Source organism: Nonomuraea candida (assembly GCF_000725485.1).
Classification (GTDB): domain Bacteria; phylum Actinomycetota; class Actinomycetes; order Streptosporangiales; family Streptosporangiaceae; genus Nonomuraea; species Nonomuraea candida.
Map to the genome: position 1 here is coordinate 215,216 of NZ_JOAG01000010.1, position 25,796 is coordinate 241,011.

27 protein-coding genes are annotated in these 25,796 nt (G+C 72.9%); 11 read left to right on the top strand and 16 right to left on the bottom strand.

Going from position 1 to position 25,796, the window contains the following annotated elements; genetic code table 11:
• Positions 1 to 37: 37 nt before the first annotated feature.
• The 6 genes from IO39_RS10815 to IO39_RS10840 all read right to left on the bottom strand — a co-directional run bounded on the left by IO39_RS10815 (position 38) and on the right by IO39_RS10840 (position 6,012).
• Positions 38 to 832 carry an MBL fold metallo-hydrolase gene (locus IO39_RS10815; RefSeq protein ID WP_043619818.1) on the bottom strand — a complete coding sequence of 265 codons (795 nt, stop codon included), beginning with the start codon at positions 830 to 832 and terminating at the stop codon, positions 38 to 40.
• A gap of 176 nt (positions 833 to 1,008) precedes the next feature.
• A complete protein-coding gene (locus IO39_RS10820; protein ID WP_043619819.1) occupies positions 1,009 to 1,650 on the bottom strand; it encodes a response regulator in 642 nt (213 codons plus the stop codon).
• A gap of 84 nt (positions 1,651 to 1,734) precedes the next feature.
• Positions 1,735 to 2,901: a sensor histidine kinase gene (locus IO39_RS10825; protein WP_043619821.1), complete on the bottom strand. Its 1,167-nt coding sequence runs from the start codon at positions 2,899 to 2,901 to the stop codon at positions 1,735 to 1,737.
• Between the two features lie 69 nt (positions 2,902 to 2,970).
• Entirely contained in the window at positions 2,971 to 3,453 is a 483-nt protein-coding gene (locus tag IO39_RS10830; protein ID WP_043619823.1) for a hypothetical protein, read from the bottom strand.
• A 237-nt stretch (positions 3,454 to 3,690) separates the two neighbouring features.
• On the bottom strand, positions 3,691 to 4,134 hold the full coding sequence (locus IO39_RS10835; RefSeq protein WP_043619825.1) for a hypothetical protein: 444 nt from the start codon (positions 4,132 to 4,134) through the stop codon (positions 3,691 to 3,693).
• A gap of 66 nt (positions 4,135 to 4,200) precedes the next feature.
• Positions 4,201 to 6,012 carry a flavin-containing monooxygenase gene (locus tag IO39_RS10840; protein WP_043619827.1) on the bottom strand — a complete coding sequence of 604 codons (1,812 nt, stop codon included), beginning with the start codon at positions 6,010 to 6,012 and terminating at the stop codon, positions 4,201 to 4,203.
• Between the two features lie 111 nt (positions 6,013 to 6,123).
• Here IO39_RS10840 and IO39_RS10845 point away from each other — a divergent pair, with 111 nt between their 5' ends.
• Positions 6,124 to 6,714 carry a helix-turn-helix domain-containing protein gene (locus IO39_RS10845; RefSeq protein ID WP_043619829.1) on the top strand — a complete coding sequence of 197 codons (591 nt, stop codon included), beginning with the start codon at positions 6,124 to 6,126 and terminating at the stop codon, positions 6,712 to 6,714.
• An 81-nt stretch (positions 6,715 to 6,795) separates the two neighbouring features.
• Positions 6,796 to 8,127: a hypothetical protein gene (locus IO39_RS10850; protein ID WP_052422712.1), complete on the top strand. Its 1,332-nt coding sequence runs from the start codon at positions 6,796 to 6,798 to the stop codon at positions 8,125 to 8,127.
• 86 nt (positions 8,128 to 8,213) lie between these two features.
• Here IO39_RS10850 and IO39_RS10855 read toward each other — a convergent pair whose 3' ends face one another.
• The 3 genes from IO39_RS10855 to IO39_RS10865 form a co-directional block, all read right to left on the bottom strand.
• Positions 8,214 to 8,663 carry a protein-tyrosine phosphatase family protein gene (locus IO39_RS10855; protein ID WP_043619831.1) on the bottom strand — a complete coding sequence of 150 codons (450 nt, stop codon included), beginning with the start codon at positions 8,661 to 8,663 and terminating at the stop codon, positions 8,214 to 8,216.
• Between the two features lie 154 nt (positions 8,664 to 8,817).
• Positions 8,818 to 9,618, bottom strand: a complete 801-nt coding sequence (locus tag IO39_RS10860) for an SGNH/GDSL hydrolase family protein (protein WP_043619832.1) — start codon at positions 9,616 to 9,618, stop codon at positions 8,818 to 8,820.
• 2 nt (positions 9,619 to 9,620) lie between these two features.
• Positions 9,621 to 10,253 (bottom strand): NAD(P)-dependent oxidoreductase, encoded by a 633-nt coding sequence (locus IO39_RS10865; RefSeq protein WP_043619834.1) that lies wholly within the window; start codon positions 10,251 to 10,253, stop codon positions 9,621 to 9,623.
• Between the two features lie 98 nt (positions 10,254 to 10,351).
• Here IO39_RS10865 and IO39_RS10870 point away from each other — a divergent pair, with 98 nt between their 5' ends.
• Positions 10,352 to 10,969 (top strand): TetR/AcrR family transcriptional regulator, encoded by a 618-nt coding sequence (locus IO39_RS10870; protein WP_211266972.1) that lies wholly within the window; start codon positions 10,352 to 10,354, stop codon positions 10,967 to 10,969.
• Positions 10,970 to 11,038: 69 nt separating this feature from the next.
• On the opposite strand, the gene IO39_RS50475 is transcribed toward IO39_RS10870, so the two are convergent.
• The 4 genes from IO39_RS50475 to IO39_RS10890 form a co-directional block, all read right to left on the bottom strand.
• Complete coding sequence (locus IO39_RS50475) at positions 11,039 to 12,034, bottom strand: cytochrome d ubiquinol oxidase subunit II (protein WP_052422713.1); 996 nt, start codon at positions 12,032 to 12,034, stop codon at positions 11,039 to 11,041.
• Positions 12,034 to 13,431, bottom strand: a complete 1,398-nt coding sequence (locus IO39_RS10880; protein ID WP_063765246.1) for a cytochrome ubiquinol oxidase subunit I — start codon at positions 13,429 to 13,431, stop codon at positions 12,034 to 12,036. Before IO39_RS10880 ends, IO39_RS50475 begins: the two co-directional genes overlap by 1 nt.
• Before the next feature lie 3 nt (positions 13,432 to 13,434).
• Entirely contained in the window at positions 13,435 to 13,644 is a 210-nt protein-coding gene (locus tag IO39_RS10885) for a hypothetical protein (protein ID WP_157548164.1), read from the bottom strand.
• Between the two features lie 78 nt (positions 13,645 to 13,722).
• On the bottom strand, positions 13,723 to 14,175 hold the full coding sequence (locus tag IO39_RS10890) for an Lrp/AsnC family transcriptional regulator (protein ID WP_043619840.1): 453 nt from the start codon (positions 14,173 to 14,175) through the stop codon (positions 13,723 to 13,725).
• Between the two features lie 63 nt (positions 14,176 to 14,238).
• Here IO39_RS10890 and IO39_RS10895 point away from each other — a divergent pair, with 63 nt between their 5' ends.
• The 6 genes from IO39_RS10895 to IO39_RS10915 all read left to right on the top strand — a co-directional run bounded on the left by IO39_RS10895 (position 14,239) and on the right by IO39_RS10915 (position 20,387).
• On the top strand, positions 14,239 to 15,072 hold the full coding sequence (locus tag IO39_RS10895) for an AzlC family ABC transporter permease (protein ID WP_084772686.1): 834 nt from the start codon (positions 14,239 to 14,241) through the stop codon (positions 15,070 to 15,072).
• Positions 15,073 to 15,078: 6 nt separating this feature from the next.
• The gene (locus tag IO39_RS10900; protein ID WP_043619842.1) at positions 15,079 to 15,411 is read left to right on the top strand and encodes a branched-chain amino acid transporter permease; all 333 of its coding nucleotides are present in this window, start codon (positions 15,079 to 15,081) and stop codon (positions 15,409 to 15,411) included.
• A 40-nt stretch (positions 15,412 to 15,451) separates the two neighbouring features.
• Positions 15,452 to 16,513, top strand: coding sequence for a ThiF family adenylyltransferase (locus IO39_RS10905; RefSeq protein WP_052422714.1), 1,062 nt, complete (start codon positions 15,452 to 15,454; stop codon positions 16,511 to 16,513).
• Positions 16,514 to 16,576: 63 nt separating this feature from the next.
• Positions 16,577 to 16,699, top strand: coding sequence for a hypothetical protein (locus tag IO39_RS58845; protein ID WP_281200071.1), 123 nt, complete (start codon positions 16,577 to 16,579; stop codon positions 16,697 to 16,699).
• Positions 16,700 to 16,746: 47 nt separating this feature from the next.
• Positions 16,747 to 17,946, top strand: a complete 1,200-nt coding sequence (locus IO39_RS10910) for a hypothetical protein (protein ID WP_043619846.1) — start codon at positions 16,747 to 16,749, stop codon at positions 17,944 to 17,946.
• Between the two features lie 119 nt (positions 17,947 to 18,065).
• Positions 18,066 to 20,387 carry a penicillin acylase family protein gene (locus IO39_RS10915; RefSeq protein WP_052422715.1) on the top strand — a complete coding sequence of 774 codons (2,322 nt, stop codon included), beginning with the start codon at positions 18,066 to 18,068 and terminating at the stop codon, positions 20,385 to 20,387.
• Position 20,388: 1 nt separating this feature from the next.
• Here IO39_RS10915 and IO39_RS10920 read toward each other — a convergent pair whose 3' ends face one another.
• Genes IO39_RS10920 through IO39_RS10930 form a run of 3 tightly spaced genes read right to left on the bottom strand, consistent with a single transcriptional unit; the run spans position 20,389 to position 23,412 of the window.
• Positions 20,389 to 21,894 carry a tripartite tricarboxylate transporter permease gene (locus tag IO39_RS10920; RefSeq protein ID WP_043619848.1) on the bottom strand — a complete coding sequence of 502 codons (1,506 nt, stop codon included), beginning with the start codon at positions 21,892 to 21,894 and terminating at the stop codon, positions 20,389 to 20,391.
• A 23-nt stretch (positions 21,895 to 21,917) separates the two neighbouring features.
• Positions 21,918 to 22,379: a tripartite tricarboxylate transporter TctB family protein gene (locus tag IO39_RS10925; RefSeq protein WP_052422716.1), complete on the bottom strand. Its 462-nt coding sequence runs from the start codon at positions 22,377 to 22,379 to the stop codon at positions 21,918 to 21,920.
• Between the two features lies 1 nt (position 22,380).
• Entirely contained in the window at positions 22,381 to 23,412 is a 1,032-nt protein-coding gene (locus tag IO39_RS10930) for a tripartite tricarboxylate transporter substrate-binding protein (RefSeq protein WP_211266974.1), read from the bottom strand.
• Between the two features lie 178 nt (positions 23,413 to 23,590).
• Between IO39_RS10930 and IO39_RS10935 the strand changes: the two genes are divergently transcribed.
• The gene (locus IO39_RS10935; protein ID WP_043619850.1) at positions 23,591 to 24,274 is read left to right on the top strand and encodes a response regulator transcription factor; all 684 of its coding nucleotides are present in this window, start codon (positions 23,591 to 23,593) and stop codon (positions 24,272 to 24,274) included.
• A 6-nt stretch (positions 24,275 to 24,280) separates the two neighbouring features.
• Positions 24,281 to 25,774 (top strand): sensor histidine kinase, encoded by a 1,494-nt coding sequence (locus tag IO39_RS10940; protein ID WP_043619851.1) that lies wholly within the window; start codon positions 24,281 to 24,283, stop codon positions 25,772 to 25,774.
• Positions 25,775 to 25,796 lie beyond the last annotated feature (22 nt).

Sequence of the window (25,796 nt, forward strand, 5' to 3'; positions counted from 1 at the left end):
GCCCGCAGCCTAGGCGAGCCGTTTCGGGCGTCCCCGGTCAGGCGTCGAGTTGCAGGAAGGCGCGGGCGATGGCCTGGCGGCAGACGTCCTCGGGGTAGGGGAAGTGCTTGATCAGGTCGCGCAGCCCCTCCACGTGGGCGCGCTTGGCCAGCTCGGCCACCAGGGCCAGCTCCTCGTGCTGGGCCAGCGCGTACGCCCGGTCCACCACCGCGCCGTGCCCCGGCACGATCACCGGCTCGGGCATCTCCGCCAGCATCCGCGCCGTGGTGCCGGGCCAGTCCAGCGGGTACGAGTCGCCGAACGCGGGCGGCGCCCCCTCCTCCACCAGGTCACCGGCGAACACCACGCCCGCGTCCGGCACGTGCGCCACCACGTCGTTACTGCTGTGACCGAGCCCGAAGTGCCGCAGGTGCACGATGCGCCCGCCGATGTCCAGGCTGGCGGCGACCGTGAAGGTGTGGTCGGGCGGCACGATCGCCACCTCCTCCAGCTCCTCGCGCCGCTCGGGGCGCTGCTCGATCAGGCCGGTACGGTGCAGCTCGCCGTACGTCTCGATCTCCTCGGCGCATCGGGCGTGGCCCCAGATCTCGGCGCCGCCGAAGAGGGCGTTGCCGAAGTAGTGGTCGAAGTGGGAGTGGCTGTTGACCACCGTCCAGGGGAAGGCGGTGACCGTCCTGATCGCCTCGATGAGGTCGGCGGCCTCCCGGTGCGAGCCCCGCGTGTCGAGCACCAGGCAGTGCCCGTCGCCCACGATCAGGCCGGTGTTGACGTCGAACGACCGATGGCGCCGGACATAGACCCGGTCGCCGACCTCCTGCCACTGCTCGTTCATGCCACCGAACCCTACTTTCGGCAGCGATGCCTGGCATATGGCCTCCCCGTCGCCATGGCCCGATCTCGGCCGGAAGGCGGTCGCGTGCCGCTCAGCCCTGAAGGGCGTGCGGCTCAGCCCTGAAGGGCGTGCGGCTCAGCCCTGAAGGGCGTGCGCTCAGCACCGGAGGGGGCCGATCAGCCGTGGAGGTAGGCCAGGACCGCCAGCACCCGCCTGTGCCCGTCGGCGGCCGGGGGCAGGTCGAGCTTGGCGAAGATGTTGGCGATGTGCTTGGCCACGGCGGCCTCGGTGACGAACAGCTCACCGGCGATCGAGGCGTTCGTCCGCCCCTCCGCGATCAGGCCGAGCACCTCCTGCTCGCGCGGGGTGAGCCGGGCCAGGGGGTCGCGCCGCCGCCGCAGGAGCTGGCGCACCACCTCGGGGTCCACGACCGTGCCGCCCGCGGCCACCCGGTCGAGGGCGTCGACGAACTCGCGTACGTCGCCGATGCGGTCTTTCAGCAGGTAGCCGACGCCGGCCCCGGCGCCCGACTCGAGCAGTTCGGCCGCGTACGTCTGCTCGACGTACTGGCTGAGCACCAGCACGGCCAGGTCCGGCCGCCGGGCGCGCAGGTGGAGCGCGGCCCGCAGCCCCTCGTCGGAGAAGCCCGGCGGCATGCGCACGTCGGTCACCACGGCCTCGGGGCGGTGCTCGGCGACGGCCTCGATCAGGGCGGGCGCGTCGCCGACGGAGGCGACGACGGTGTGGCCGAAGCGTTCGAGCAGCCCGGCCAGGCCCTCGCGGAGCAGGACGGCGTCCTCGGCGATCACCACGCGCACCGGATCTCCCTCTGGTCTGTCATGAGCCCTCGCCTGTCATCAGCCCTCTGTCATGAGTCCTCGCCCGTCACGAGCCCGCGCCCGTCACGAGCCGGGGATCTCCACCCGGACGCGGGTCGGGCCGCCGGCCGGGCTGGACAACGACAGTCTGCCGCCCACCACGGACAGCCGGTCGGCCAGCCCCGTCAGCCCCGTGCCCCGTTCCGGGTCCGCGCCGCCGACGCCGTCGTCGCGCACCTCGACGACCAGCGTGCCGCCCTCCATCCGGCCGGTGACGGCGGCCCTGGCGGCCCGGCTGTGCTTGGAGACGTTCGCGAGCGCCTCGGTGACCACGTAGTACGCGGTCACCTCGACGGGGGCGGGCAGGCGGCCGGGCAGGGCGACGTCCACGTCCACGGGCACGGGCGAGCGGCCGGCGACGTCGCGTACCGCCGCCGCGAGGCCCCGGTCGGTGAGCACCTGGTTGTGCACGCCCCTGATCAGCTCGCGCAGCTCGGCCAGCGCCCGCTTGGCCTCGTCGTGGGCCTGCCCGACCAGCCGCGCCGTCTCCGAGTCCGCCGGCAGGTCCAGCCGGGCCATGCCGAGCTTCATGGACAGGGAGACGAGGCGCTGCTGCGCGCCGTCGTGCAGGTCCCGCTCGATCCTGCGGCGCTCCACCTCGAAGGCATCCACCAACCGCGCCCGCGACCGCAGCACCTCGTGCAGCTCGGAGTCCGGCGGCGCGAGCATCGCGCGCGCCATCGCCCCTCGCGCGCCGCCCCACGCGGTGATCGTGTACGCGGCCACGGGCAGCAGCAGGACGCCCGCCAGCGACGCCGGCGCGCCGATGAGCGGGGACACCGGCTCCTGCAGCACCGGGGTCAGGGCCAGGACCAGCGGCCCGGCGATCGTGAACGCCAGCATGAGCAGGTCGATCCACCAGAACGCGAGCACCGTCATCACCGCCAGCCAGACCTCCCGCCGGCGCCGGTCGGGCGGCTCCGGCACGGGGGCCGGGTCCACCAGGCGCAGCCTGAGGCGTTCGAAGCGGGCGACGAGCGGGACGGACAGGGCCAGCGCGGCCAGGCCCGCGACGGCGCCCAGGGCCGGGGTGACGAGCGCGCCGCCGGCGGCGGCCGCGGCCGTGGCCCCGGCGGCCAGGCCGGGGACGACACTGGCCGCGAGGTACGCCGCGCCGCGCCACGGCCACGAGGAGGCGAGGAACGGCAGCGGGCGCCGGGTCAGGGCTTCCAGCGCGGTCCTGTTGAGCACCTCAGGACCGTATCGGCCGGCCGGAAGGCCGGTCAGTAGTGCTGGGTAGAGCTTTTCCCCGGGGCGCCGTCACGGATTCGCGCGGGCGGGTGACGCCGGGTGAATGGCCGCGCCATTTCCGTCGCGGGATTCACGCCGGGGGGCCGCATTCCACTCCCGCTGTTCGGCCGCGCCGTTCCCGGCGCCCTCCGAATTTCCCGCGGAAATGCGCCGCGTTTCACCGGCGTCGTCTTTCCGGGCGTACGGCAGCACGCCTATCTGGAATTCGTCCTCATAGATGATGGTGCCCGGGTCGGGCGAGCGGACGATGTCGCAGGGCACGTCATAACGCCGCAACAGGTCCTCCAGCGGCGCCAGCGCGGCCATGAGCGAGGTCGCGCCCGGCTTGAACCAGGGCACGGCGCGGATGGTGTTGCCGTCGGCGTAGAAGGGCGGGTAGGGCAGACGGGCGATGAACCAGTTGTCGACCTCCCCGAAAAGCTCGTCGTCCTGCGGGGCGAGGCGGCCGGCACGGCGGAGGTGGTGACAGGCGGCGAAGATGCCGACGGGCACGCCCAGCCGTCCGTAATAGCGGACTTGGAACCGTACATAAAGGCGGCCGTCGCCTTTGCGTGGGGGTTTACGGCTTCCTGTGGTCACAGGATTGGTTTACCCCGCGGGAACGGCCACCGCACGAAATGCCTACCCTGCGGTCATGGTGGTCGCACGCCCCGGTCAGATTCGCCAGCGTCCGAAAAGGCCCCGGCCGGACCCGCCCCTGGCCGGAAGCCCGCCGGAAGACCTCGCCGGTCAGACCTCGACGCCGCCGCGGCGGCCGAACCGGTCGGCCACGGCGTCGAACATCGGCACCGCCGAGCCCAGGTCCGTGACCTCAGCGATCGGCAGGCCGAGTTGCGGGTCGAAGCACTCGAACCCGGACTCGCGCTCCACCAGCGACGCCACCTCGTACAGCAGGCCGACGACCCGCCGCGCCTCCTCGCCGTGGGTCCAGTAGGGGACGCTCATCTCCCAGCCGCCCTCCCAGTGGTTGACCGCGATGCCGGTGCCCTCGTGGTCGAGCTCCCAGTTGGGCGGGTACGCGACGATGCGCACCTCGCCGAGCAGGTCGCGGGCGCCGGCCACGATGGTGTCCCACGCGGCCAGATCGGGCGTGCGGGGCTGCCCGGAGGACTCCAGCGCCTCGTCCCACGACTGTCCGGGGTCACGGCGGGCGAAATAGAGGTCGTAGCTCATGGGGACGAAGGTACTGGCAATCCGGGCCGCCTATGGATCTTGGTCTCGCCGTACGGCCGGCGGGGGTCAGGCGGCGCCCTTCGGGGGACGGAACTCCAGGCCCTCGAACGTGCCGGAGTCGCGCCAGGCGGCGATGTGGGTGAAGTACGCCATCGCCCCGTGCGGGTGCCCGACGCCGACCCAGCTCTTCCTGCCCGCGTCCCGGCCCTCGTTGTTGTAGTAGCCGGGCGTGCAGTCGGCGGAGCCCAGCAGGCGGGCGGTGCCGGACAGCAGGAACTCCACCCAGGCGTCCTCGGCCCGCGCCGTGGGCTCGACCTCCGCGTACCCGTGGTCGAGGGCGTGCCTGACGGTGACGGCGATGGTCCTGCCGGCCTCCGTCAGGTTGTGCGGGATGTTGGAGATGAGGTTGGCCCCCTGCGTGGGCTGGACGAGGAAGACGTTCGGGAAGCCGTGCACGTGGATGCCGTGCAGCGTGCGCATGCCCTCCGCCCAGTGCTCCGACAGGCGCGTCCCGCCGCGCCCGGTCAGGTCGTAGCCGGCGCGGCGGTGGTAGTCGGTGCCGACCTCGAAGCCCGAGGCGTAGATGACGCAGTCCACCGCGTACTCCTTGCCGGCGACCACCACGCCGGTCTCCGTGATCCGCTCGACGCCCTTGCCGTCGGTGTCCACGAGGTGCACGCCGGGCAGGTTGTAGGACTGGAGGTACTCGTCGTGGAAGCAGGGCCGCTTGCAGAGCTGGCGGTACCACGCCTTCAGGCCGCGCGCGGTCTCCGGGTCGCGCACGACGGCGTCCACCCGGGCGCGGATCTCCTCCATCTTCTCGAAGTCGGCGTCCTCGAAGGCGGCCAGCATCCGCTCCTGGGTGCGCTCCTCGGGCGGCAGCGCGCCGAGCCTGGCGCGGAAGCGGCGGGCGAGGTCCGTCCAGCCGTCCATGACCAGGTCCTCCTCGGCCAGGCCGCCGGTCTGGTTGGCGGTGAAGTTCTCCAGCCAGCGCTGCTGCCAGCCCGGGGTGGCGATCGAGGCGAACCAGCCGGGGTCGGTGGGCCGGTTGTCGCGCACGTCCACGGAGGACGGCGTGCGCTGGAAGACGTACAGCTCCGCGCACGAGCGCGCCAGGTGCGGCACGCACTGGACGGCCGTCGCGCCGGTGCCGATGATCGCCACCCGCTTGTCGCCCAGCCGGTCCAGGGGCGCGCCCGAGGGGTCGCCGCCGGTGTAGGCGTAGTCCCAGCGGCTGGTGTGGAAGGAGTGCCCGCGGAAGTCGTCGATGCCGGGGATCCCGGGCAGCTTCGGCACGTGCAGCGGGCCGATGCCCATGGCGACGAACTGGGCGGTGAACGCGTCGCCGCGGCCGGTTCTGATCAGCCAGCGCGATCGGGTCTCGTCCCAGGTGAGGTCCACGACCTCGGTGTGGAACAGGGCGTTGTCGTACAGGCCGAAGTGTTTGCCGATGCGGCGGCAGTGCTCCAGGATCTCGGGGGCGTGCGCGTACTTCTCGGTCGGCATGTGGCCGGTCTCCTCCAGCAGCGGCATGTACACGAACGAGGCCGTGTCGCACTGCGCGCCCGGATAGCGGTTCCAGTACCAGGTGCCGCCGAAGTCGCCCGCCTTGTCGATGACGCGCACGTCGTCGATGCCGGCCTCCTTCAGCCGGGCGCCGGTGAGCAGCCCGGCGAAGCCGCCGCCGATGACGGCGACCGTCACGTGGTCGGTCTTCGGCGCGCGCTCGGTCACCGGCGTGTACGGGTCGTCGAGGTAGCGGGCGAAGCGGCCGGTGAGGCGGAGGTACTGGTCGTTCCCGTCCGGGCGGAGCCGCTTGTCGCGCTCTTCGCGGTATTTCCGGCGCAGGGCGTCCTTGTCGAGGTCGGCGACGGTCATGCACCCTCCCGTTGCTGATAATTCCAGAATTGCATTCGGTCCTGTCGCCGACAAGCCCCCGGACGGCAACCCGGTTTGCCGTTTCCGGGACCGTCCTGGTGCAATGGGGCCGTGGACTCATCGGCCATCGCCAAGGCCCTCACCGACGTCGGCCCCCGGCTCAGGCGGCTGCGCACCGAGCGCGGCGTCACGCTGGCCGCGCTCGCCGAGGCGACCGGCATCTCCAAGAGCACCCTGTCCCGGCTGGAGTCGGGGCAGCGGCGGCCGAGCCTGGAGCTGCTGCTGCCCATCTCCCAGGCCCACCAGGTGCCCCTCGACGAGCTGGTCGGCGCGCCGGAGGTGGGCGATCCGCGCATCAGGCTCACGCCGCGGCGGGTCAACGGCAACGTCGTGCTGCCGCTGACCCGGCAGCCGGGGCCGATCCAGACGTACAAGATGGTGATCCCCGCCTCCCGCGACAGGCCCGACCTGCTCACGCACGAGGGGTATGAGTGGATCTACGTGCTGTCCGGGCGGTTGCGGCTGCGGCTGGCCGATCACGACCTGGTGCTGGGGGCGGGCGAGGTGGCGGAGTTCGACACCCGGGTGCCGCACTGGTTCGGCAGCACGGGTGAGGGGCCCGTGGAGATCCTCAGCCTGTTCGGGCGGCAGGGCGAGCGCATCCACGTCCGCGCCAAGCCCGCCACCGGCGGAACCTCCTGACCTGGTTGATCAACGGTCCCGCTCGCTGTCCGGGTTGTCCACTATGGTGGTGGATCGCACACACGAGGAAGCGGATTCGTCTTGGCTCATCGCGCACTGCTCATCGCCCTGTTGCCGGCGATCGGCCTGCGGGTGCTCGCCGTGCTCGGATTCCCGCCCGCCATCCTCTTCTACGGCGACTCCTTCGCCTTCCTGCGCGAGGAGCTGACCCCCGGCACCGCCAGGCCCTCCGGCTACTCGCTGCTCCTGGCGCTGCTGCGGCCCGCGCACAGCCTCACGCTCGTGACGGTCCTGCAGCACCTGCTGGGGCTGGCGCTGGCGATCGCGGTCTACGCCCTGCTGCGCCGCCGCGGCCTGCCCGGCTGGGGCGCGACGCTGCTGGTCACGCCGCTGCTGTACGACGAGTTCCTGATCCTGCTGGAACACATGATCATGGCGGACGCCGTCTTCATCGTGCTCGTCACGGCGGCGATCGGGCTGATCGTCTGGCGGGTCACGCCCGCCACGGCCGCCGTGGGCGGGGTGCTGCTCGGCCTGGCCGGGATCACCAGGACCGTCGGGCTGCCGCTGCTCATCCTGACCGCCGCGTACCTGCTGATCAGGCGGTACGGCCGGCGCCCGCTGGTCGCGCTGCTCGTGGCCGGGGCGATCCCGCTGGGCGCGTACGCCACGTGGATGAAGGCCGAGAAGGACACGTTCGCCCTGACCCAGGCCGACGGCAACTTCCTGTGGTCCAGGACCATGAGCTTCGCCGACTGCGACGTGATCGAACCGCCGGAGCGGCTGGCCGTGTTGTGCCCCGGCATGCCGGTCGAGCAGCGGCCCTATCCGCCGCACTGGTTGTGGGAGAGCTTCTCGCCGCTGCTCAAGGTGCCGGGCACGGCCAACCGCAACCAGCTCGCCGGGGAGTTCGCCCGGCAGGCCATCCTGGCGCAGCCGGGCGACTATCTCGCGGCCGTGGTGACCGACCTGGGGCAGTTGCTGCGCTGGGAGCGGACGGGGGTGGCGGAGAAGACGCCGTACAAGCTGCCGGCCTCGGAGCGGCCGATCAGCGAGTCGGTGCGCGGGGTGGCCGAGTCGTATGAGGCCGGGCCCGCCGCGACGCGGGTGGTGGAGCCGTTCGCCGGCTGGCTGCGCGCCTACCAGCGCTTCGGGTATGTGCCGTTCCCGCTGCTCACCCTCGCCCTGGTGGGCACGCTGGCGGCGGCGCTGGTCAGGCGGCGCTGGGACGCGCTGCTGCCCGGGCTCGCCGCCCTCGCGCTGGTCGCCTCGCCGCCGTTCCTGGCGGCCTTCGACGTGCGGTATGTGATCCCGGCCATCCCGCTGATCGTCCTGGCGGCCGGGCTCACGCTCGCCAGGGCCGAACGGCCGGCGCCGGCCGCGAAACGGGAACCGGTCAAAGCGGCCCGCTGACGCCCGGGATCAAGGCAGCCCGCTGACGCCCGGGATCAAGGCAGCCCGCCGACGTCCGAGAGCCAGGTGGCCCGACGGCGCCCGGATCAAGGCGGCCCGCCGGCGCCCGGGGAGGTGGGGAAGCGGGTGACGTAGCGGCGTTGCCAGGGGGTCTCGACGGCCTGTTTCGCGTAGTGCTCGCGCACGTAGGCGACCGCCCGGTCAGGGGGGACGCCGTCGAGCACGGCCAGGCAGGCCAGGGCGGTGCCGGTGCGGCCGCGCCCGCCGCCGCAGGCGATCTCGACGCGCTCCGACCCGGCCCGCTCCCACGCCTCGCGCAGCGCCTCGGCGGTCGCCACGCGGTCGGACGGGAGCCAGAAGTCGGGCCAGCGCACCCACCGGTGCTCCCAGTCCACCGGGGGCGGCTGCTTGCCCAGGAGGTAGAGGGCGAAGGTGGGCCGGGGGCCCGGCGGCAGCGGATGGCGCAGGCCCCGGCCACGGACGAGGCGGCCCGAGGGCAGGCGCAGGATTCCTTCAGCGGTGGGCTCCCAAGTCATGCGGCGAGCGTAACCACGACTCCTCCGGCCCCGGCCCGCCTTCCGCTCGCAGCGATCGGCTTCCGCTACCAGCGATCACCACCCCGCATGACCGGGGGCGGATAGGTGACAGGACGGGAGGAAAGGGGCCGTACTGACGGGGTTGGGGGACGGCTCAGGGGGTGGCGGTGGGGAGGTCGTTCAGCCACTGGGTGGTCAGGGTGGTGAGGACGGCCCCGCCGCGATCGGTCAGGTGGACGTGGTCCACGAGCAGCTCGCGACCGCCGTCCAGGGCGATCTCGTCCCAGGTGCGCCCGAGCAGGTAGTGCTGGGCGGCGACGGCGAAGGCCAGGGGGAAGCCGAAGTCGTACGCCGGGCGGGTGTCGCCGCCCCGGTGCAGGACGTCCGCCAGACGCTCGTACAGGGGGAGGTAGTCGGAGCCCGTCTGGGCGGCGATCTTCTGGATGGCGGCGTTGTAGCCGGTGAGCGTCCGGTTGACGGGGGCGTTCAGGTCCTCGCCGAGCGGGGGCAGGGACATGAGCGCGACGCGGGCGCCGGTGCCCTTCTTGACCCGGTCGACGATGGCCCGGAGGTTGGCGTCGTACCGGTCCAGGGGGACCCCGTCGCGTACGTCGTTGGTGCCGATCAGGAGCGTGACCACGGCCGGGCGGCACGCCACGATGTCGGTGCCGACGCGTTCGAGGAGGCCGGCGGTGGTGTCGCCGTTGCTGCCGGCGTTGACGAACTCGTACGCGGGAAAGCCGGCCCGCAGCGCGGCCACCCAGTTCGCCCCGAGTGAGCCCTGCGTCATGCTGGCCCCCGCCGCGACCACGCGCGGTCGCGTGGCCGGCTGCCCGCAGGCGTCGGCGGGCGGGTTGTCGGCTGGTCGCAGGAAGGTCAGGTACATGACGGCCCCGGCGGCGCAGAGCGCGGCGGCGAGCAGCAGGCAGAGGGTGATGGCGATCGGTCGCTTCACGGTCAGTACCCCACCGAGACGCTGTGGCCGATGGTCGCCCAGTCGCCGGTCACGGCGAGGACGGCGTGGGCCAGGTCGGCGCGGGCGATGGTGATGCCGCCCCGGACGTTCCGGTCGACGGCCGTCCGGTACGGACGCCGCCGGCCGTCGGTGAGGCGCGGCGGCCGCATGATCGTCCAGTCGAGCCCGCTGGCGCGCACGGCCTCGTCGGCGCGGGCGAAGTCGGCGAACCCCTCCCGCAGGAGCCGGCGCAGCAGCGGCTTGACCACGAGGCGGCTCAGCAGGTCGTCGCCCTCGTCCACGACGTGCCCGCTCGCGGTGACGACGACCAGTCGATAGGCGCCGGTGGCCCGCATCGCGGCGATGATCGACCGGGTGCCTTCGGCGCACACCTGCCCGCCGCCCCGCCCGCGCGGCCCCAGCGCCGAGATGACGGCGTCGCTGCCCTTCACGCTCGGCTCGATGGCCTCGGACCGCATGACGTCGGCGATGACCGGGGTGAGGTGGGGATGACCGGGGCAGGGCAGCGCACCGGGGTCACGGACCACGGCGGTGACGTGGTGCCCGGCGGTGAGCGCCTGCTCCACGACGTGCCGCCCGGTGCCGCCGGTCGCCCCGAAAACAGTGATCTTCATTTAGGCTCCGGACAGGAGGTTAGTAAACGCTCGTTAACGAGGCCGAGGCTAGTGAGCGTTTACTAACCATGTCAAGCGGAAGCGGAAGGACGGCAACATTGGGCACCAGAGACGTGATCCTCGACGCGGCGGCGCGGGTCCTGGCCGAGCAGGGCCTGGCCAACGCGACCACGCGGCAGATCGCGAAGGCGGCCGGGTTCACCGAGGCGGCCCTCTACAAGCACTTCACCAACAAGGCCGACCTGCTCGTCGCGGTCCTGCGGGAGCGCTCACCGGGCTTCGCGCAGCTCGCCCGGGCGCTGCGCGGGGAGCGCGGGCTGGTGGCGGACCTGACGGCGACGGCGCTGGCGGCCATCGACTTCTACCGCGCCGGGTTCCCGATGCTCGCCTCGATGTTCGCCGACCCGGGCACCCTGGCCGCGCACAAGGAGGAGCTGCGGCAGCAGGGGGCCGGGCCGCACAAGGCCAACGAGGCGGTCGCCGCCTATCTGCGCGGCCAGCAGGAGGCCGGTCGGCTGCGGCAGGACGCCGACGTGCGCGCGGCGGCGGGCCTGCTGCTCGGCGCCTGCTTCCAGTACGCCTTCCTGGGCCACATGACGACCCCGGAACGGGAGGCCGGCGACCAGGCGCCGCGGGCGGGTGACGAGGAGGCGGCGGCCGGCTTCGTCCGCACGCTGCTCGAATCCCTCACCCCGCCGCCCTCCCCCAGGCCGTGACCGCGTCGCCGGGACACCGCCGCACGCGCTCCTCATGCCTCTCATCGGGGCCGGGTGGCGGGGTTCGGGTCAGAAGAAGGTCACGGTGCGGTCGCTCAGGCGGTGCCGGTTGACCCACCAGAGCGCCGCCTGGGCGGCCAGCAGGAACGGCAGGATCGGCAGCGCCACCATCGTGAGCTGGTCGATCGTGGTCGTCCCGGCCACCCCGGCCAGCAGCCGCTCCGCCATCAGCGCACCCGCCGCGAGGGGCAGGCAACCGGTGGCGACCGCCGTGCTCGCGAAGGCCACGCCGTCACGGCCCTTCCTGACGGCCGCCCAGGCCACGGCGACGGCGACCGGGACGAGCAGCCCGAGCCCCACGGCGAGCGGCGTGACGCCCACGGCCGGCGGCGCGCTTGCGGTGGCCGGGGATGCGATTCCCGCGGGCTGTGGCGTGCCGGCGGCGGCCAGGGGGGCCGTGGCGGCGAGGGCCGCGGCGAGGACGAGCGCGAGGGGCGCCAGCCGCCGGGCGGTGCGCGTGGCGCGCTCGCGCAGGTCTCCGGTGGCGCGCAGGCCGACGAACGCCGTGCCGTGCAGGCCGAACAGCGCCGTCGTGGCCAGCGCGCTGACCAGCGCGTACGGATGCAGCAGCCAGAGCAGCCCCTCTCCCGGCTCCCGGACGGCGTTGCCCAGGAAGAGCCCGGCGAAGGCGGCGAACGCGGCACTGGCCACCGCCTGGGTCGTCTCCCATCGGCGCCGCCATGCCGTCCCCGGCCGCCGGGCGCGGAACCACATGCCCATGTCGCGCACGAGCCAGGCGGCGACCATCAGGACGATCACCGGGTACAGGGCGGTGAACAGCACGGCCTCGGCGTCGGGGAAGGTCACCGCGAGCACGCCCGCGAAGGCGATCAGCCACACCTCGTTGGCCAGGAAGAACGGCCCGACGGCCGCGACCACCCGGCGGCGGCCCCCGGCGTCGCCCTTGAGCGCGGCCAGGAACATGCCCGCGCCGAGGCTGAACCCGTCGAGCGCGTACCAGCCGGCCAGCAGCAGGCCGACCACGAGCAGCCAGACGACCTCCATCACAGCTCCCTGAACGGTTCGGGTTCGGCGGCGTTCCCTCCATCGGCCCGGCGCGGGGCCCGGCCGGCGGCGCTCTCCTGGCAGGCCCCGGAACGGGCCCCGCCGGCGGCGCTCTCCTCGCCGGTCCGGTCATCGGCGCCCTCTCCGCCGGTGGCGGCCCCGTGCGGGGTCTTGTCGTCGGGGTCGCCGAGGACCTGGCCGAGCACCAGCGTGCCGGGGCCGGCGCGGGCGATCCTGGCGATCAGCGTGTACCCGATGACCACCAGGGCGACGTACAGGGAGGTGAAGATCACCAGGGAGGCGAGCACGCCGGTGGCGCTCACGTCCGAGACTGCCTCTCGCGTGGGCAGGACGTCGTAGATCACCCAGGGCTGCCGGCCCATCTCCCGGACGGTCCAGCCGAGGATGACGGTCAGGAAGGGCAGCGGGATCGTCCAGACCCCGACCCCGAGCAGGAGGCGGCGCCGCTCGATCCGGCCCCGCCCGAGCAGCGAGATCGGGACGAGCGCGCCCAGCACGTAGAGGTAGGCGACCGACAACATCAGGGTGAGGGCGATGGGGACCCACGCGGGCGCCAGGTAGTCGCCCGGCCCGTGCTCGGCGACCATGCGCGCGGCGGCCTCCTGGGCCTGAGCGCCGCCGGCCAGCTTGGTGGGCTGGTTGCGCACCACCCACAACACCGAGGCGTCACCGAACCCGATGGTGAAGAAGGTCGCGACGTAGCCGACGGTGAGGCCGAGCCGCAGGGACAGGCGGAAGAAGGCCACCTCGGCGGTGCCGCGCCGGAAGTGCCAGGCGCTCACCCCGGCCATGAAGAAGCCGCCGACCATCAGCGCGGCGGGCAGGATGTGCCCCACGGCGAGGAGCGCGGCGGGGTTGGTGAACACCGCGCCGATGTCCACGACGCGCAGGGCGTCACCGGCCCGCTCGTAGCCCACCGGGTGCTGCAGGAATCCGTTCGCGACCACGATGAGGTACGCGGAGCCGATCGCGGCCAGCGCCACGACATAGAAGGTGAGCAGGTGGACGACCTTCGGCAGCCGACCCCAGCCGAAGATCCACAGACCGAGGAACGTGGACTCGACGAAGAACGCGTACAGGGTCTCCATCGCCATCGGGGCGCCGAAGAGCTCGCCGGCGAAGTGCGTCAGCCCGCTCCAGTTGAGGCCGAACTGGAACTCCAGCAGCAGGCCGGAGATGATGCCCAGGCCGTAGTTGACGATGTAGATCTGTCCCCAGAACTTCGTCAGCCGCTCGTGCAGGGGGTTGCCGCGGACCACCCACAGGGTCTGCAGGAACAGGATCAGCGGCGCGAGGCCGAGCGTCAGGGCGACGAAGAGGAAGTGCAGGCTCGTCGTGATCCCGAACTCCAGCCGCGCCAGGCCCAGCGCGTCCACGGCCTACTTCCCGGTGCGCCGGAACAGCCCGAACTCGACCAGGAGACCCAGCGCGGCGCCTGCGCCGAAGGCGAGGAGCTCGTCCGGCCCGAGCCCGCTGTCGCGGTCGGTCAGGAGGGTCACGAGCACGTTGCCGACGACGATGCCCGCGACGACGAGGACGATGAGCCGCACCGTTCGTGCGGGGGATCCCTGGGTACGGTTCTCGGCCATCAGGTCCATCCTTCCCATGCGTAGACAGTCAACATGTAGACAGCCTACACAAAGGCGGACTTCACCGGTCCCGGACGATCAGTCCTTGATGCGCTTCATGGTCAGATGGGAGTCGACGCGGGAGACGGCGGGCAGCGGCAGGATCTTCCGGCTGAGAAACTCCTCGTAGGCGATCTGGTCGGCGACCGCCACCCGCATGTAGTAGTCGGGCCGCCCGAACATGCGCCGGAACTCCAGCACCTCCTCCAGCGCCGCGACCCGCGACTCGAAGTCCTCCACGGTCTGCAGGTCGTTGACCGCGATCTCCACCGACACGACCACTTCGAGGGAGCGGCCGAGGGCCTCGGGCGAGATCTGCGCGCGGTAGCCCGCGATCACCCCCGCCTCCTCCAGCCGCTTGACCCGTCGCAGGCAGGGCGGCGGCGTCAGCCCCACCCGCCGGGCCAGCTCGACGTTCGACATCCGGCCGTCCTGCGACAGTTGGAACAATATTTCGCGATCAACGTGATCAAGGCTAATGACATTACGCATATGTCCGAATCCTTCTAACAGGTGAAACCATATTATGCGAAATAAGCACTAAAATTGCGTTTCATGAGTGGAACACGGGCGAGGAGTGGAGGGCGGGACTTCACGGCGGCGGTGGCGGACACCGCGTCGGTGGGGTTGAGCCTGTTCCCCCTCGGGATCAGCTTCGGCGTCCTGGTGGTGCACGCCGGGCTGAGCTGGTGGTGGGCGACGGTGTTCACCGCCGTGATCTACGCGGGCTCGCTGGAGTTCCTGCTGCTCGGGCTGGTCGCGTCCGTGACGCCGCTGGGGCAGATCGCGGTGACGGCGCTGCTGGTGAACATGCGGCACATCTTCTACGCCCTGTCCTTCCCCCTGCGTCAGGTCCGCCCGCTCGGCCGCGTCTACGCCACCTTCGCGCTCACCGACGAGGCGTACGCGCTGACCGCCGGCGGCCGGGCGCGGTCGTGGAGCAGCGCCCGCATCCTGTGGATGCAGGTGTTGTGCCAGGGCTACTGGGTCGGCGGGGCCACGGCCGGCGCGCTGGCCGGCTCGCTGGTCCCGGTCACCCTGCACGGCCTGGACTTCGCCCTGACCGCGCTGTTCGTGGTCCTGACGATCGACGCCTGGCGCGCCCAGCGCGACCTGCCCGCGCCGCTGCTGGCGGCGGTCAGCTTCGCCCTCGCCGCCCTCCTGGTCCCGGGGCAGCTGCTGCCGGGCGCGATGGGCCTGTTCACCGCGGCCCTCCTCATCCGGTACGCCCTGCACCGCCGCGCCACCGCCGGGTCGCAGCAGGACGCTCTCGACGGCCCGCCCCAGCACCCCGTCCCGGCCCCGGCGTCTCCCTCGACGGCTACGGCAGCGGGTCCGGCTACGGCAGCGGCTTCGGCTTCGGCTTCGGCTTCGGCTTCGGAAAGGTAGGACCGCGTGCCCACCCCGCTCTACCTGGCGGCCGCCGTGGCCGTCAGCACCGCCATCACCTGGGGCCTGCGCGCCCTGCCCTTCGCCGTGCTCACCCCGCTGCGCCGCTCGGCCGTCCTGCGTTACCTCGCCTTCCACATGCCGGTCGGCATCATGCTGATCCTGGCCCTGTACACCCTGCGCGACTTCCGCCCCACCGCCTGGCCGGCCGCCCTGCCCACGGTCGTGGCCCTGGCGGCGGCGGTCGGGCTGCACCTGAAGACGCGCAACGCGGTGATCAGCGTGCTGGGCGCGACCGCCGTGCACGTGCTGCTGTCGACCTTCTGGGCGGCCGGCTGAGAGGTTGACGCCGGGCCGCGCGGATATCGACGATCTGTGGATGCGCCTTCCCCGCGTGAAGCCCGAGCACGCCCCGTACCGGCTGGGTGACGGCACGATCCGGCTCGGTGGCGCCCTGTACCCCATCGCCTCGGAGATCACCGACGACGACGGCTGGGCGTGGACGGCGCTGACGCTCATGGACGGCACGCGTACCCAGGAGGAGATCGCCGCCCGGCTCCGGGCGGCCTTCCCGGACCTGAGCCAGGAGGAGGCCGAGGACGTCGTCGCCACCCTCGTGGCCTCCGGCCACGTCGAGGAGGCCGCGCCCGGTCCCTGCGCGGAGCTGAGCGAGCACGAGAAGGAGCGTTACAGCCGCAGCAGGGACTACTTCCGCTGGGTGGACCTCAGCCCCCGCGACCACGGGTGGGAGCCGCAGGTGCGGATCAAGGCCGCCCGGGTGCTGGTGCTCGGCCTCGGCGGTACGGGCAGCCACGCCGCCTGGGCGCTGACCGCGGCGGGTGTGGGCCGGCTGCACCTGGTGGACCCCGACGTCGTGGAGCTGTCGAACCTCAACAGGCAACTGCTCTACACCGAGGCGGACCTCGGCCGCCCCAAGGCCGACGTGGCGCTCGACCGGCTGCGCCGGGTCAACTCCGGCGTGCGGATCACCGTGGCGAGGACGGCGGTGGACGGCCCCGGGGAGCTGGCCCGGCTGGTGCGCGGCTTCGACGTGCTGGCGCTCTGCGCGGACCGGCCGCGCGAGCTGGGCGGCATCCAGAGCTGGGCCAACGAGGTGTGCGGCCGGGCCGGCATGCCGTGGGTGAGCGGCGGCTACAACGGGCCGCTGGTCAGCGTGGGGGTCTTCGGCCCCGGCGGGCCGTGCTTCGCCTGCGTGCGTGCCGGCATCCCGCCGCGGCCCGGCGCCGACTACGCCTGGCCGGGGGTGACGGGCGCGTCGGCGGGCTTGTCCGGGCAGCTGGTCGCGCACGACGTCCTGGCGCTGGTGACCGGGCTGCTGCCGACGCCGCCGGGCTACTTCCACGGGGTGACGCTGCTGGACCCGGACGGCCACGTGTACGCCCGCCATCCGGCGCGCCCCGACTGTGCCATCTGCTCTTGATCAGCGGGCGACATGATCGTACCGTCGCGGATAGCGTTCCCTCCCCGCTTGGTAAGGAGTGTCATGAGCAGCACCCCCAGCCCGGAACCACCCCAGGAGCGGAAGCCGCGCAAGAAGATCACTGTCCGGCGGCTGGACAAGATCGAGCCCACGGCGATGACGCCCAGCCACGGGAACTCCAACTGATCCGCGTGCGGGCAGGGTGACCTGCCCCGCGCTCCTACTCCGCCGGGATGCGTGTGCCTTTGACCGTCGCCTTCCACCGCCTGGGCGTCCGCCGCGACGGCGACGAGTGGATCGTCGGGCGGGTGGACTCCGGCGACTTCGTGGCCGTGCCGGAGGAGGGGCTGCGCGCCATCCGCCTCCTCCAGGCCGGGCTGGGCGTCGAGGAGGTGCGCGCGCGGCTGCTGGAGGAGACCGGGACCGACCTCGACGTGGAGGACTTCGTCACCGACCTGGCGGAGGCGGGCCTGGTGGCCGCGATCGACGGCCGCGCCGTCCCGGGCCCGCCGTCGCCGCGGCCCACGTTCCCGTGGCTGCGGCCCCGGCACCTGCGCTGGGCGCTGCATCCCGCGCTGCACCTGTCGCTGCTGGCCCCGATCGGGGCCGGGGTCGTCTGCCTGGCGCTGCGGCCCTCGATCTTCCCCGGCTGGGACGCCGTCTTCTGGACCGAGCACGGCGCCCTCGTCCTGCTGACCTGGGCGGCGGTCGCCTGGCTGACCACCGGCCTGCACGAGCTGGCCCACCTGTGCACCGCGCGTGCCGCCGGCGTGCCGGCGCGGATCACGCTCGGCACGCGCCTGCAGTTCCTCGTCGCCCAGACGGACGTCTCGGGGGTGTGGCTGGCGCCGGCCCGGGTGCGCGTCACCGTCTACCTGTCCGGCGTCGCCGTGGACCTGGCGATCTGCGGGCTGGCGCTGACCTGGGCGTTCTTCATGGGGCCGCATCCGGTCCTGGCGTGGGTGACGCTCGTGCAGGTGCTGCGGCTGGCCAACCAGCTGCTGGTGTTCATGCGTACGGACCTGTACTTCCTGCTCCAGGACCTGACGGGCTGCCGGAACCTGTACGGGAACGGCGCGGCGTACGTGCGCGCCCTGCTGCGCGGCCGGCGCGGGACGCTGGCCGCGCTGCCGCCGCGCGAACGGCGCAGCGTCCGGCTCTACGCGATGGTGCAGAGCGCCGGCACCGTCACCTGCGTCGCGTTCGCGCTGCTGGTGACGCTGCCGCTGGTGGTCAACCTCGTGCTGCACGCCGGGCGGGACCTGGTGCTGGCGCGCGATCCGCTGGCGATGGCCGAGGCCCTCGTGGTGCTGGCGGTCATCATCGTGCCGGACGTCCTGTGGGTGCGCGCGTGGTGGCGCCGGCACGGCCATCGGGTACGGCGGGGCGCGGCGGCCGTACGCCACGGCCTCCTCCGGCCCCGGCCGCACTGATCGCGCGGAACCGCGCCCGGCGATGGCCAGAAGATGCCCTCCGTGCTCAGATGGACGAGGCGGACCGATCATCGAGGCCCGCCGATCACGTCAGCCCCTGCCCGGAAGGTGAGACGTCCATGAGTCATCCGCAGCACGAAGGGTTGAGCCGGCGCCGGGTCCTCGGCGGGGCGGCCGGGCTGGCCGCCGGAGCCGCGGCCACCGCCGCGGGGCTGCCGTCCGCCGCCTCCGCGGCGACACCCGCCCCGCAGGAGCTCGCCCGCCTGCGCAGGCAGGCGGCGCGGGTGACGATCACCCGCGACGACTGGGGCATCCCGCACGTGACGGGCAGGACCGACGCCGACGCGGTCTTCGGCATGATGTACGCCCAGGCCGAGGACGACTTCAACCGCATCGAGCACAACTACCTGGTCAGCCTGGGCCGGCTCGCCGAGGCCGAGGGCGAGGGCGCGATCTGGCAGGACCTGCGCCAGCGGCTGTTCGTCGATCCGCGCGCCCTGAGGAGGGACTACGAGCGGTGCCCCGGCTGGTTACGCCGGCTGATGCGGGCCTGGGCCGACGGGCTCAACTACTACCTCGCCACGCATCCCGAGGTGCGCCCGCGCGTGCTCGACCGGTTCGAGCCGTGGATGCCGCTGAGCTTCTCGGAGGGCAGCATCGGCGGCGACATCGAGCGGGTGCCGCTCACCCAGCTCGAAGCCTTCTACGGCGGCCGGCCGGCGCCGATGACCGACGAGGAGCGCGCGCTGCTCCTCCACGAGCCCAGAGGCTCGAACGGCATGGCCATCGCGCCCCGCCGCACGAGGGACGGCCGCGCGCTGCTGCTGATCAACCCGCACACCAGCTTCTTCTTCCGCTCCGAGCAGCACGTGACGAGCGAGGAGGGGCTCGACGTCTACGGCGCGGCCACCTGGGGCCAGTTCTTCGTCTACCAGGGCTTCAACGCGCACGCGGGCTGGATGCACACCTCCAGCGGCGTGGACAACGTGGACGAGTTCGCCGAGACGATCGTGACCGGGGCGGACGGCAGCCGTTCCTACCGCTACGGCGACGCGCTGCGCCGGGTGACCACCAGGACGATCACCCTGGACCACCGGACGGCGGACGGCGGGCTGGCGCGGCGCACGTTCACCACCTACGCCACCCACCACGGGCCGATCGTGCGCGAGGCGGACGGCAAGTGGATCGCGTTCGCGCTGATGAACCGCCCGGTCGAGGCGCTGCAGCAGAGCTTCCTGCGCACGAAGGCGCACGACTACCGCGGTTTCCTCAAGGTGGCGGCCTTCAAGGCGAACAGCTCGAACAACACGGTCTTCGCCGACTCGAAGGGCGAGATCGCCTTCCTCGTGCCGCAGTTCATGCCGCTGCGCGACGACCGCTTCGACTATCGCCGTCCGGTGGACGGCAGCGACCCGGCGACCGACTGGCGCGGGCTGCACAGCCTGGCGAGCCTGCCGCAGGCGGTGAACCCGCGCAACGGCTGGGTGTTCAACACCAACAACTGGCCGTGGACCGCGGCGGGCCCGGACAGCCCCGAGGCCGCCGACCACCCGCGCTACTTCGACCAGGCCGGCGAGAACCCGCGCGGGCCGCAGGCGATCCGGGTGCTGAGCGCGCGCGCCGACTTCACCCCGCAGGCGCTGATCGAGGCCGCCTTCGACCCCTACCTCACCGCCTTCGCCCGGCTGCTGCCCGGCCTGGTCGCGGCCTGGGACGCGCTGCCCGGCGGCGACCCGCGCAAGGCCGCGCTGGCCGGCCCGGTCGAGCTGCTGCGCGGGTGGGACCACCGCTGGGCCGCGGACTCGGCGGCGACGTCACTGGCCGCGGACCCGGCGGCGACGTCACTCGCCGCGGACCCGGCGGCGACGTCACTGGCCGCGGACTCGGCGGCGACATCGCTGGCCGTGTTCTGGGGTGACGCGATCTGGGCGGTCGCGCTCCAGCCCGCCCGGGACGCGGGCCTGTCGGTCTGGGACTACCTGGCCGGGCGCGCGACCGACGCGCAGCGGCTCGCGGCGCTCGACGAGGCGGTGTCGCGGCTGACGCGGGACTTCGGCGGCTGGCGGGTGCCCTGGGGTGAGATCAACCGGTTCCAGCGCAATGACGGCGCGATCGTGCAGCGGTTCGACGACGCCAAGCCGAGCCTGCCCGTGCCGTTCACCTCCGCGCGCTGGGGCTCCCTCGCCTCCTTCGGGGCCGGCCGCCATCCGGGGACCAGGCGTTACTACGGCACCAGCGGCAACAGCTTCGTCGCGGTGGTGGAGTTCGGGCCGCGGGTGCGCGCCTGGGCGATCACGGCGGGCGGCGCGAGCGGGCACCCCGGCTCGCCGCACTTCACCGACCAGGCCGAGCGGTACGCCGCCGGCGACCTGCGGCCCGTCCACTTCCACCCCGGCGACCTCGAAGGCCACGTCGAGCGGCGCTACCGGCCGGGCGAGTGACCTAGTCCTCCTCCGTGAACACCACCTCGCGGCGGCGGCGGATCGCCGGCAGCACGGCGACGACGAGCGCCGCCACGGTCAGGGCCAGGAGCACCGCGGAGATCGGCCGGGTCACGAAGACCGTCACGTCGCCCCGGTTGATGATGAGCGCCCGCCGCAGGTTCTCCTCCAGCAGCGGCCCGAGGACGAAGCCGAGCAGCAGCGGCGCCGGCTCGCAGCCGCACTTGATCAGGAGGTAGCCCAGCAGCCCGAAGAAGACGATCGCGTAGACGTCGTAGGCGTTGAACCCCAGGGAGTAGGTGCCGATCGCGGCGAACAGGATGATCATCGGGAACAGCACCTGGTACGGGATGCGCAGCATCCGCACCCAGAGGCCGATCAGCGGCAGGTTCAGCAGCACCAGCAGCACGTTCCCGATCCACATCGACGCGATCAGCCCCCAGAACAGCGCCGGCTGGTCGGTGATGACGTTCGGGCCGGGGGTGATGCCGTGCACGATGAACGCGCCCACCATCAGCGCCATGACCGGGTGGGCGGGCAGGCCCAGGGTGAGCAGCGGGATGAACGACGTCTGCGCGGCGGCGTTGTTGGCCGACTCGGGGCCGGCGACGCCCTCGATCGCGCCGCTCCCGAACTCCTGCCGCCGCTTCGAGACGCGCTTCTCGACGGCGTAGGAGGTGAACGAGGCCAGCACGTGGCCCCCGCCGGGCAGGACGCCGAGCGCGGCGCCCAGGCCGGTGCCCCGCAGGATCGGGCCGACGATCCGGCGGCGCTCCTCGCGGGTGGGCCAGAGGTTGCTCACCCTGTTGATGACGGCGACGCGGGTGCGCTCGTTCTCCAGGTTGCGCAGGATCTCGGCCACGCCGAACATGCCGACGGCGACCGAGACGAAGTCGATGCCGCCGTACAGTTCTCGCCGGCCGAACACGAAGCGCGGCGTGCCGGTGTAGATGTCCTGGCCGACGGTGCCGAGCAGGACGCCGAGGGCGATCATCGCCAGCGCCTTGAGCGTGCTGCCCCGGGCCAGCGCGATCGACACGATCAGGCCGAGCAGCACCAGCGAGAAGTACTCGGCCGGACCGAACCGCAGCGCGACGCGGGCCAGCGGCGGGGCCGCGACGGCCAGCGCGACGGTGGCCACCGTGCCCGCGACGAAGGAGCCGATCGCGGCGGCGGCCAGCGCCGCGCCCGCCCGGCCCTGGCGGGCCATCTCGTGCCCGTCCAGCGCGGTGACCGCGGCCGACGACTCGCCGGGCAGGTTGATCAGGATGGCGGTGGTCGAGCCGCCGTACTGGGCGCCGTAGTAGATGCCGGCCAGCATGATCAGCGCCGTGACCGGCTCGAAGCTGAACGTGATCGGCAGCAGCATCGCCACCGTGGCCGTCGGGCCGATGCCGGGCAGCACGCCGACGGCCGTGCCGAGCAGGACTCCGACGAAGCAGTAGAGGACGTTCTGGACCAGCAGGGCGGTGGAGAAGCCCAGCGCGAGGTTGTCGAGAAGTTCCATGCCTCACAAATCCGGATTCCGTGTCAGAACCCCAGCCACGGGCCCCACAAGGGGATGCGCAACTGCAGTCCGACGACGAAGATGAGCGTGGCGGCCACGGTCAGCCCGGCCGCCACCAGCACGGCCGTCAGGGGCCGCACCCGCGTGCTGGCCAGGGTGGTGAGCAGGGCGGTCACCGCCGACGCCGGCACGAACCCGAGGCCGCGTACGGTGAAGCCGAAGAACACCAGCGCCGCCACGATGACGGCGACCGCGCGCCAGGGGATCGGCCCGAACGCGATCACCTCGCCCGCGACCAGCCCCTTGACCAGGATCGCCAGCCCCAGGCCGGCCACGGCCACGCCGGCCAGCAGCGGGAAGGCGCCGGGGCCCATCCGCAGCGGGGTGCCCAGCTCGTAGCCGAGCGACCCCGCCACGAACGCGCCACCGATCAGCACGAAGATCCCCCCGGCGAGCACGTCGGGGAAGGAGCGGCGGCGCTCCACCTCAGGACGCCTTGACGCCGGCGTCGGCGATGACCTTCGCCCAGGTGCCGAGCTGCTCTTCGAGCTTGGTCCGGTGCGCCTGCGGGGTCGCGTCCTCGGCCGGGACCGGCGCGGTGCCGAGCTTGGCCATCTGGTCCACGACCTTCTGGTCGGCCAGCGCCGTCTTCAGCGCCTCCGACAGCTTTTGCACCACGTCCTGCGGCGTGCCGGCCGGGACGTAGAGGCCGTGCCAGACGCTGACCTGGAGCTGCGGCAGCCCGGCCTCGGTGGTGGTGGGCAGGTCGGGCATGCTCTTCACCCGCTCCGGCGTCGTGACGGCGTACGCCTTGACCTCGCCCGCGGTGATCTGGCCGCTGGTGTTGGTGGTCTGGTCGCACATGAAGTCCACCTGGCCGCCGACGAGGTCGGTCAGCGCGGGGCCGGTGCCCTCGTACGGGACCTCCTGCAGCTTCACCCCGGCGGCGGTCTGGAACAGCAGGCCGCACAGGTGGGAGGCGGCGCCGATGCCGGCGTTGGCCAGCGTGACCTTGCCGGCGTTCGCCTTGACGTGGGCGACCAGGTCCTTGAGCGTGGCGGGCGCGAAGTCCTTGCGGGCGACGACCGTCATCGGCACCTCGGTGACGAGCCCGACCGTCTGGAAGCTCTCCAGCGGCTTGTAGCCCAGGTCCTGGTAGAGGGCGGGCGCGGTGGACATGCCGATGTGGTGCATGAGCACGGTGTAGCCGTCGGGCTCGGCCCGGGAGACCTCGCCGGCGCCGACGGTGCCACCCGCGCCCTCGACGTTCTGGACGACCACCTTCGTGCCGAGCTTGGCGGCCATCGGCTCGGCGATCAGGCGGGTGACGGTGTCGGTGGGGCCACCCGCGCTGAACGGGACGACGATCGTGATGTTCCGGTCCGGGTAGCCTCCGCCCCCGGTGGCGCCGGTGGTGCCCGTGGTGCCGCCGTTCCCGGAACAGGCGGCGGCGAGCGAGACGGCGCCGATGGCGGCGATCATTCGTGCGGCGGCCCGGTACCTGCTGGTCGTGGTCATATCGCGGCCTCCTCGTCAGCGCATGCGCATGTGTCGGTGAGTGCTCGGCCTCAGGATCGGCTGGCAGGGACGCGGATGGTGTCAGGGTAAACCCGGGGAATGCGCCTGATACGTCAGAGGAATCCCAAGAAGTGAAGGGGTGCCGCGAGTGTCGGCCCGCGCCGTACAATCCGCCGGTATGCGGATCACGATCATCGAGGATGACGACCGCGTGGCGCGGGGTCTGGTGACGGTCCTGACCCAGGCGGGCTTCGAGGTGCGCCGCATCGCCACCGCCGCCGAGGCCGTGCGCGCCGCCCCCACCGACGTGGTCCTGGTCGACCTGAACCTGCCCGACGGCGACGGGCTCGACGTGATCCGCCGGCTGCGCGACCGCCCCGAGACCGCCGTCATCGCCGTGACGGCCCGGTCGGAGGAGCACGAACGGGTCCGCGGCCTGCGCGCCGGGGCCGACGACTACATCGTCAAGCCGTTCGGCATCCCGGAGCTGCTGGCCAGGATCGACGCCGTGCTGCGGCGCACTCGGGCGGCCCGCGCGCTCAGCCACCCCGGCGAGCCGCTCGTCCGCGGGCCGATGCGGATCGGTGTCGGCACCCGCGAGGTCACCGTGGCCGGCGCGCCCGTGACCCTGACCCGCAAGGAGTTCGAGCTGCTCCTGCTGCTGGCCCGGCGGGCCCCGAACGTGGTGAGCCGCGACGTCATCCTCGACCAGATCTGGGGCGCGACCTGGGAGGCGTCCAGCCGCACCCTCGACACGCACATCGCGGCGTTACGGCAGAAGATCGGGCCGGCCGTGCTCATCCGCACCATCCACGGGGTCGGCTATCGGCTCCTGGCCGACCAGCCGGAGCTGATCGGCTGACGCGCCGTGCACCGTCGCCTGCTCGTCGTCCTGGTGCCGCTCGCGGTGCTGCTCGTCGCGGCGCTCGGGGTGCCGCTCAGCGTCACCGTGGCCGAGCGCGAGATGCAGGAGACGTACGTCGACCGGCTCAACGACGTCGGCCGGTTCGCCTCGCTGACCGAGACCGCGCTGTCGTCCGGCCGCACCGAGGCCCTCCGCCAGGAGCTGGCCCGCTACCACGAGCTGTACGGCATCCCGGTCGCGGTCATCGACACCTCGGGCGCGGTGCTGCTCGGCCCGGCCGGCGCCTACCAGCAGGCGGCCCGCGCCGAGCCGGCGCTGGCGCGCATCGTGACCGCCGCGCTGGCCGGGACCAGGTCCCAGCCGTCGGGCGAGTGGGCGCCGTGGGACGACTCCCCGCTCGTGGTCGCCGAGCCGGTGGGCCGCGACAGCGAGGTCGTCGGCGCGGTCGTGACGATCTCCGACCTGTCCGGGACGCGCTCGCGCATCCTCGTGCGCTGGGCCCAGTTCGCCGGGCTCGGGCTGCTGCCGCTGATCGCCCTGGTGGCCGTCGCCTGGCCGGTGTCGGCGTGGGTGCTGCGGCCGGTGCGGGAGCTGGACGCGGCCAGCTCCCGCATCTCCCAGGGCGATCTGACCATCCGCGCCGACGCCGAGGCCGGCCCGGTCGAGCTGCGGCGGCTGGCGGGCTCGTTCAACACGATGATGGACGCGGTCGAGAACGCGGTGCAGCGGCAGCGGGCGTTCGTCTCCGACGCCTCGCACCAGCTCCGCAACCCGCTGACCAGCCTGCGGCTCGCGGTCGAGAGCCTGGAGCCGCACCTGCGCGGCGACGGGCTGGGGGTGTACGACGTCGCCGTGGACGAGGTGCGGGCGATGCAGCGGCTGCTGAACTCGTTGCAGGCCAGCGCGCGGATGGAGAGCATCAGGACGGTGTCGCCGGTGGAGCTCGACTCCGTGCTGGCGACGCGGGTGGACCGGTGGCGGGCGCTGGCGGCGACGGCCGGGCTGTCGCTGGTGGTCGACGTGCCGCCGGGGCTGCGGCTGCTGGAGCCGTCGGGTGGGCTGGGCAGCATCCTGGACGAGCTGGTCAGCAACGCGTTACGGCTGTCGGGCGCGCGGGTGGTGGAGGTGAGCGCCCGCGCCGTCTCCGGCGGCAGGGGGGCGCGCGATCAGGCCGTCTCCGGCGGCGGCCGGGCCGGGAAGGTGGGCGGCGGGGTCGCCTCGGGGGGTGGGGAGGTGGTCGTCATCGCCGTGCGTGACGACGGGCAGGGGCTCGACGCGTCCGAACGGGCCCAGGCGCTGCGGCGGTTCTGGCGCTCGCCCCGGCACCAGAACGTCTCCGGGACCGGGCTGGGGCTGGCCATCTGCGCCGACCTGGTGGGTGCGGCCGGGGGTGAGCTGCGGCTGGAGGAGGGGCTGGCGCGCGGGGACGGCTCGGACGGTCACGGCTTCGCCGCGCTGGTCACCCTGCCGGCCTCTCCCGAGCCGCCGCCGCCATGATCCGTTCGCGATCGAACGGAAC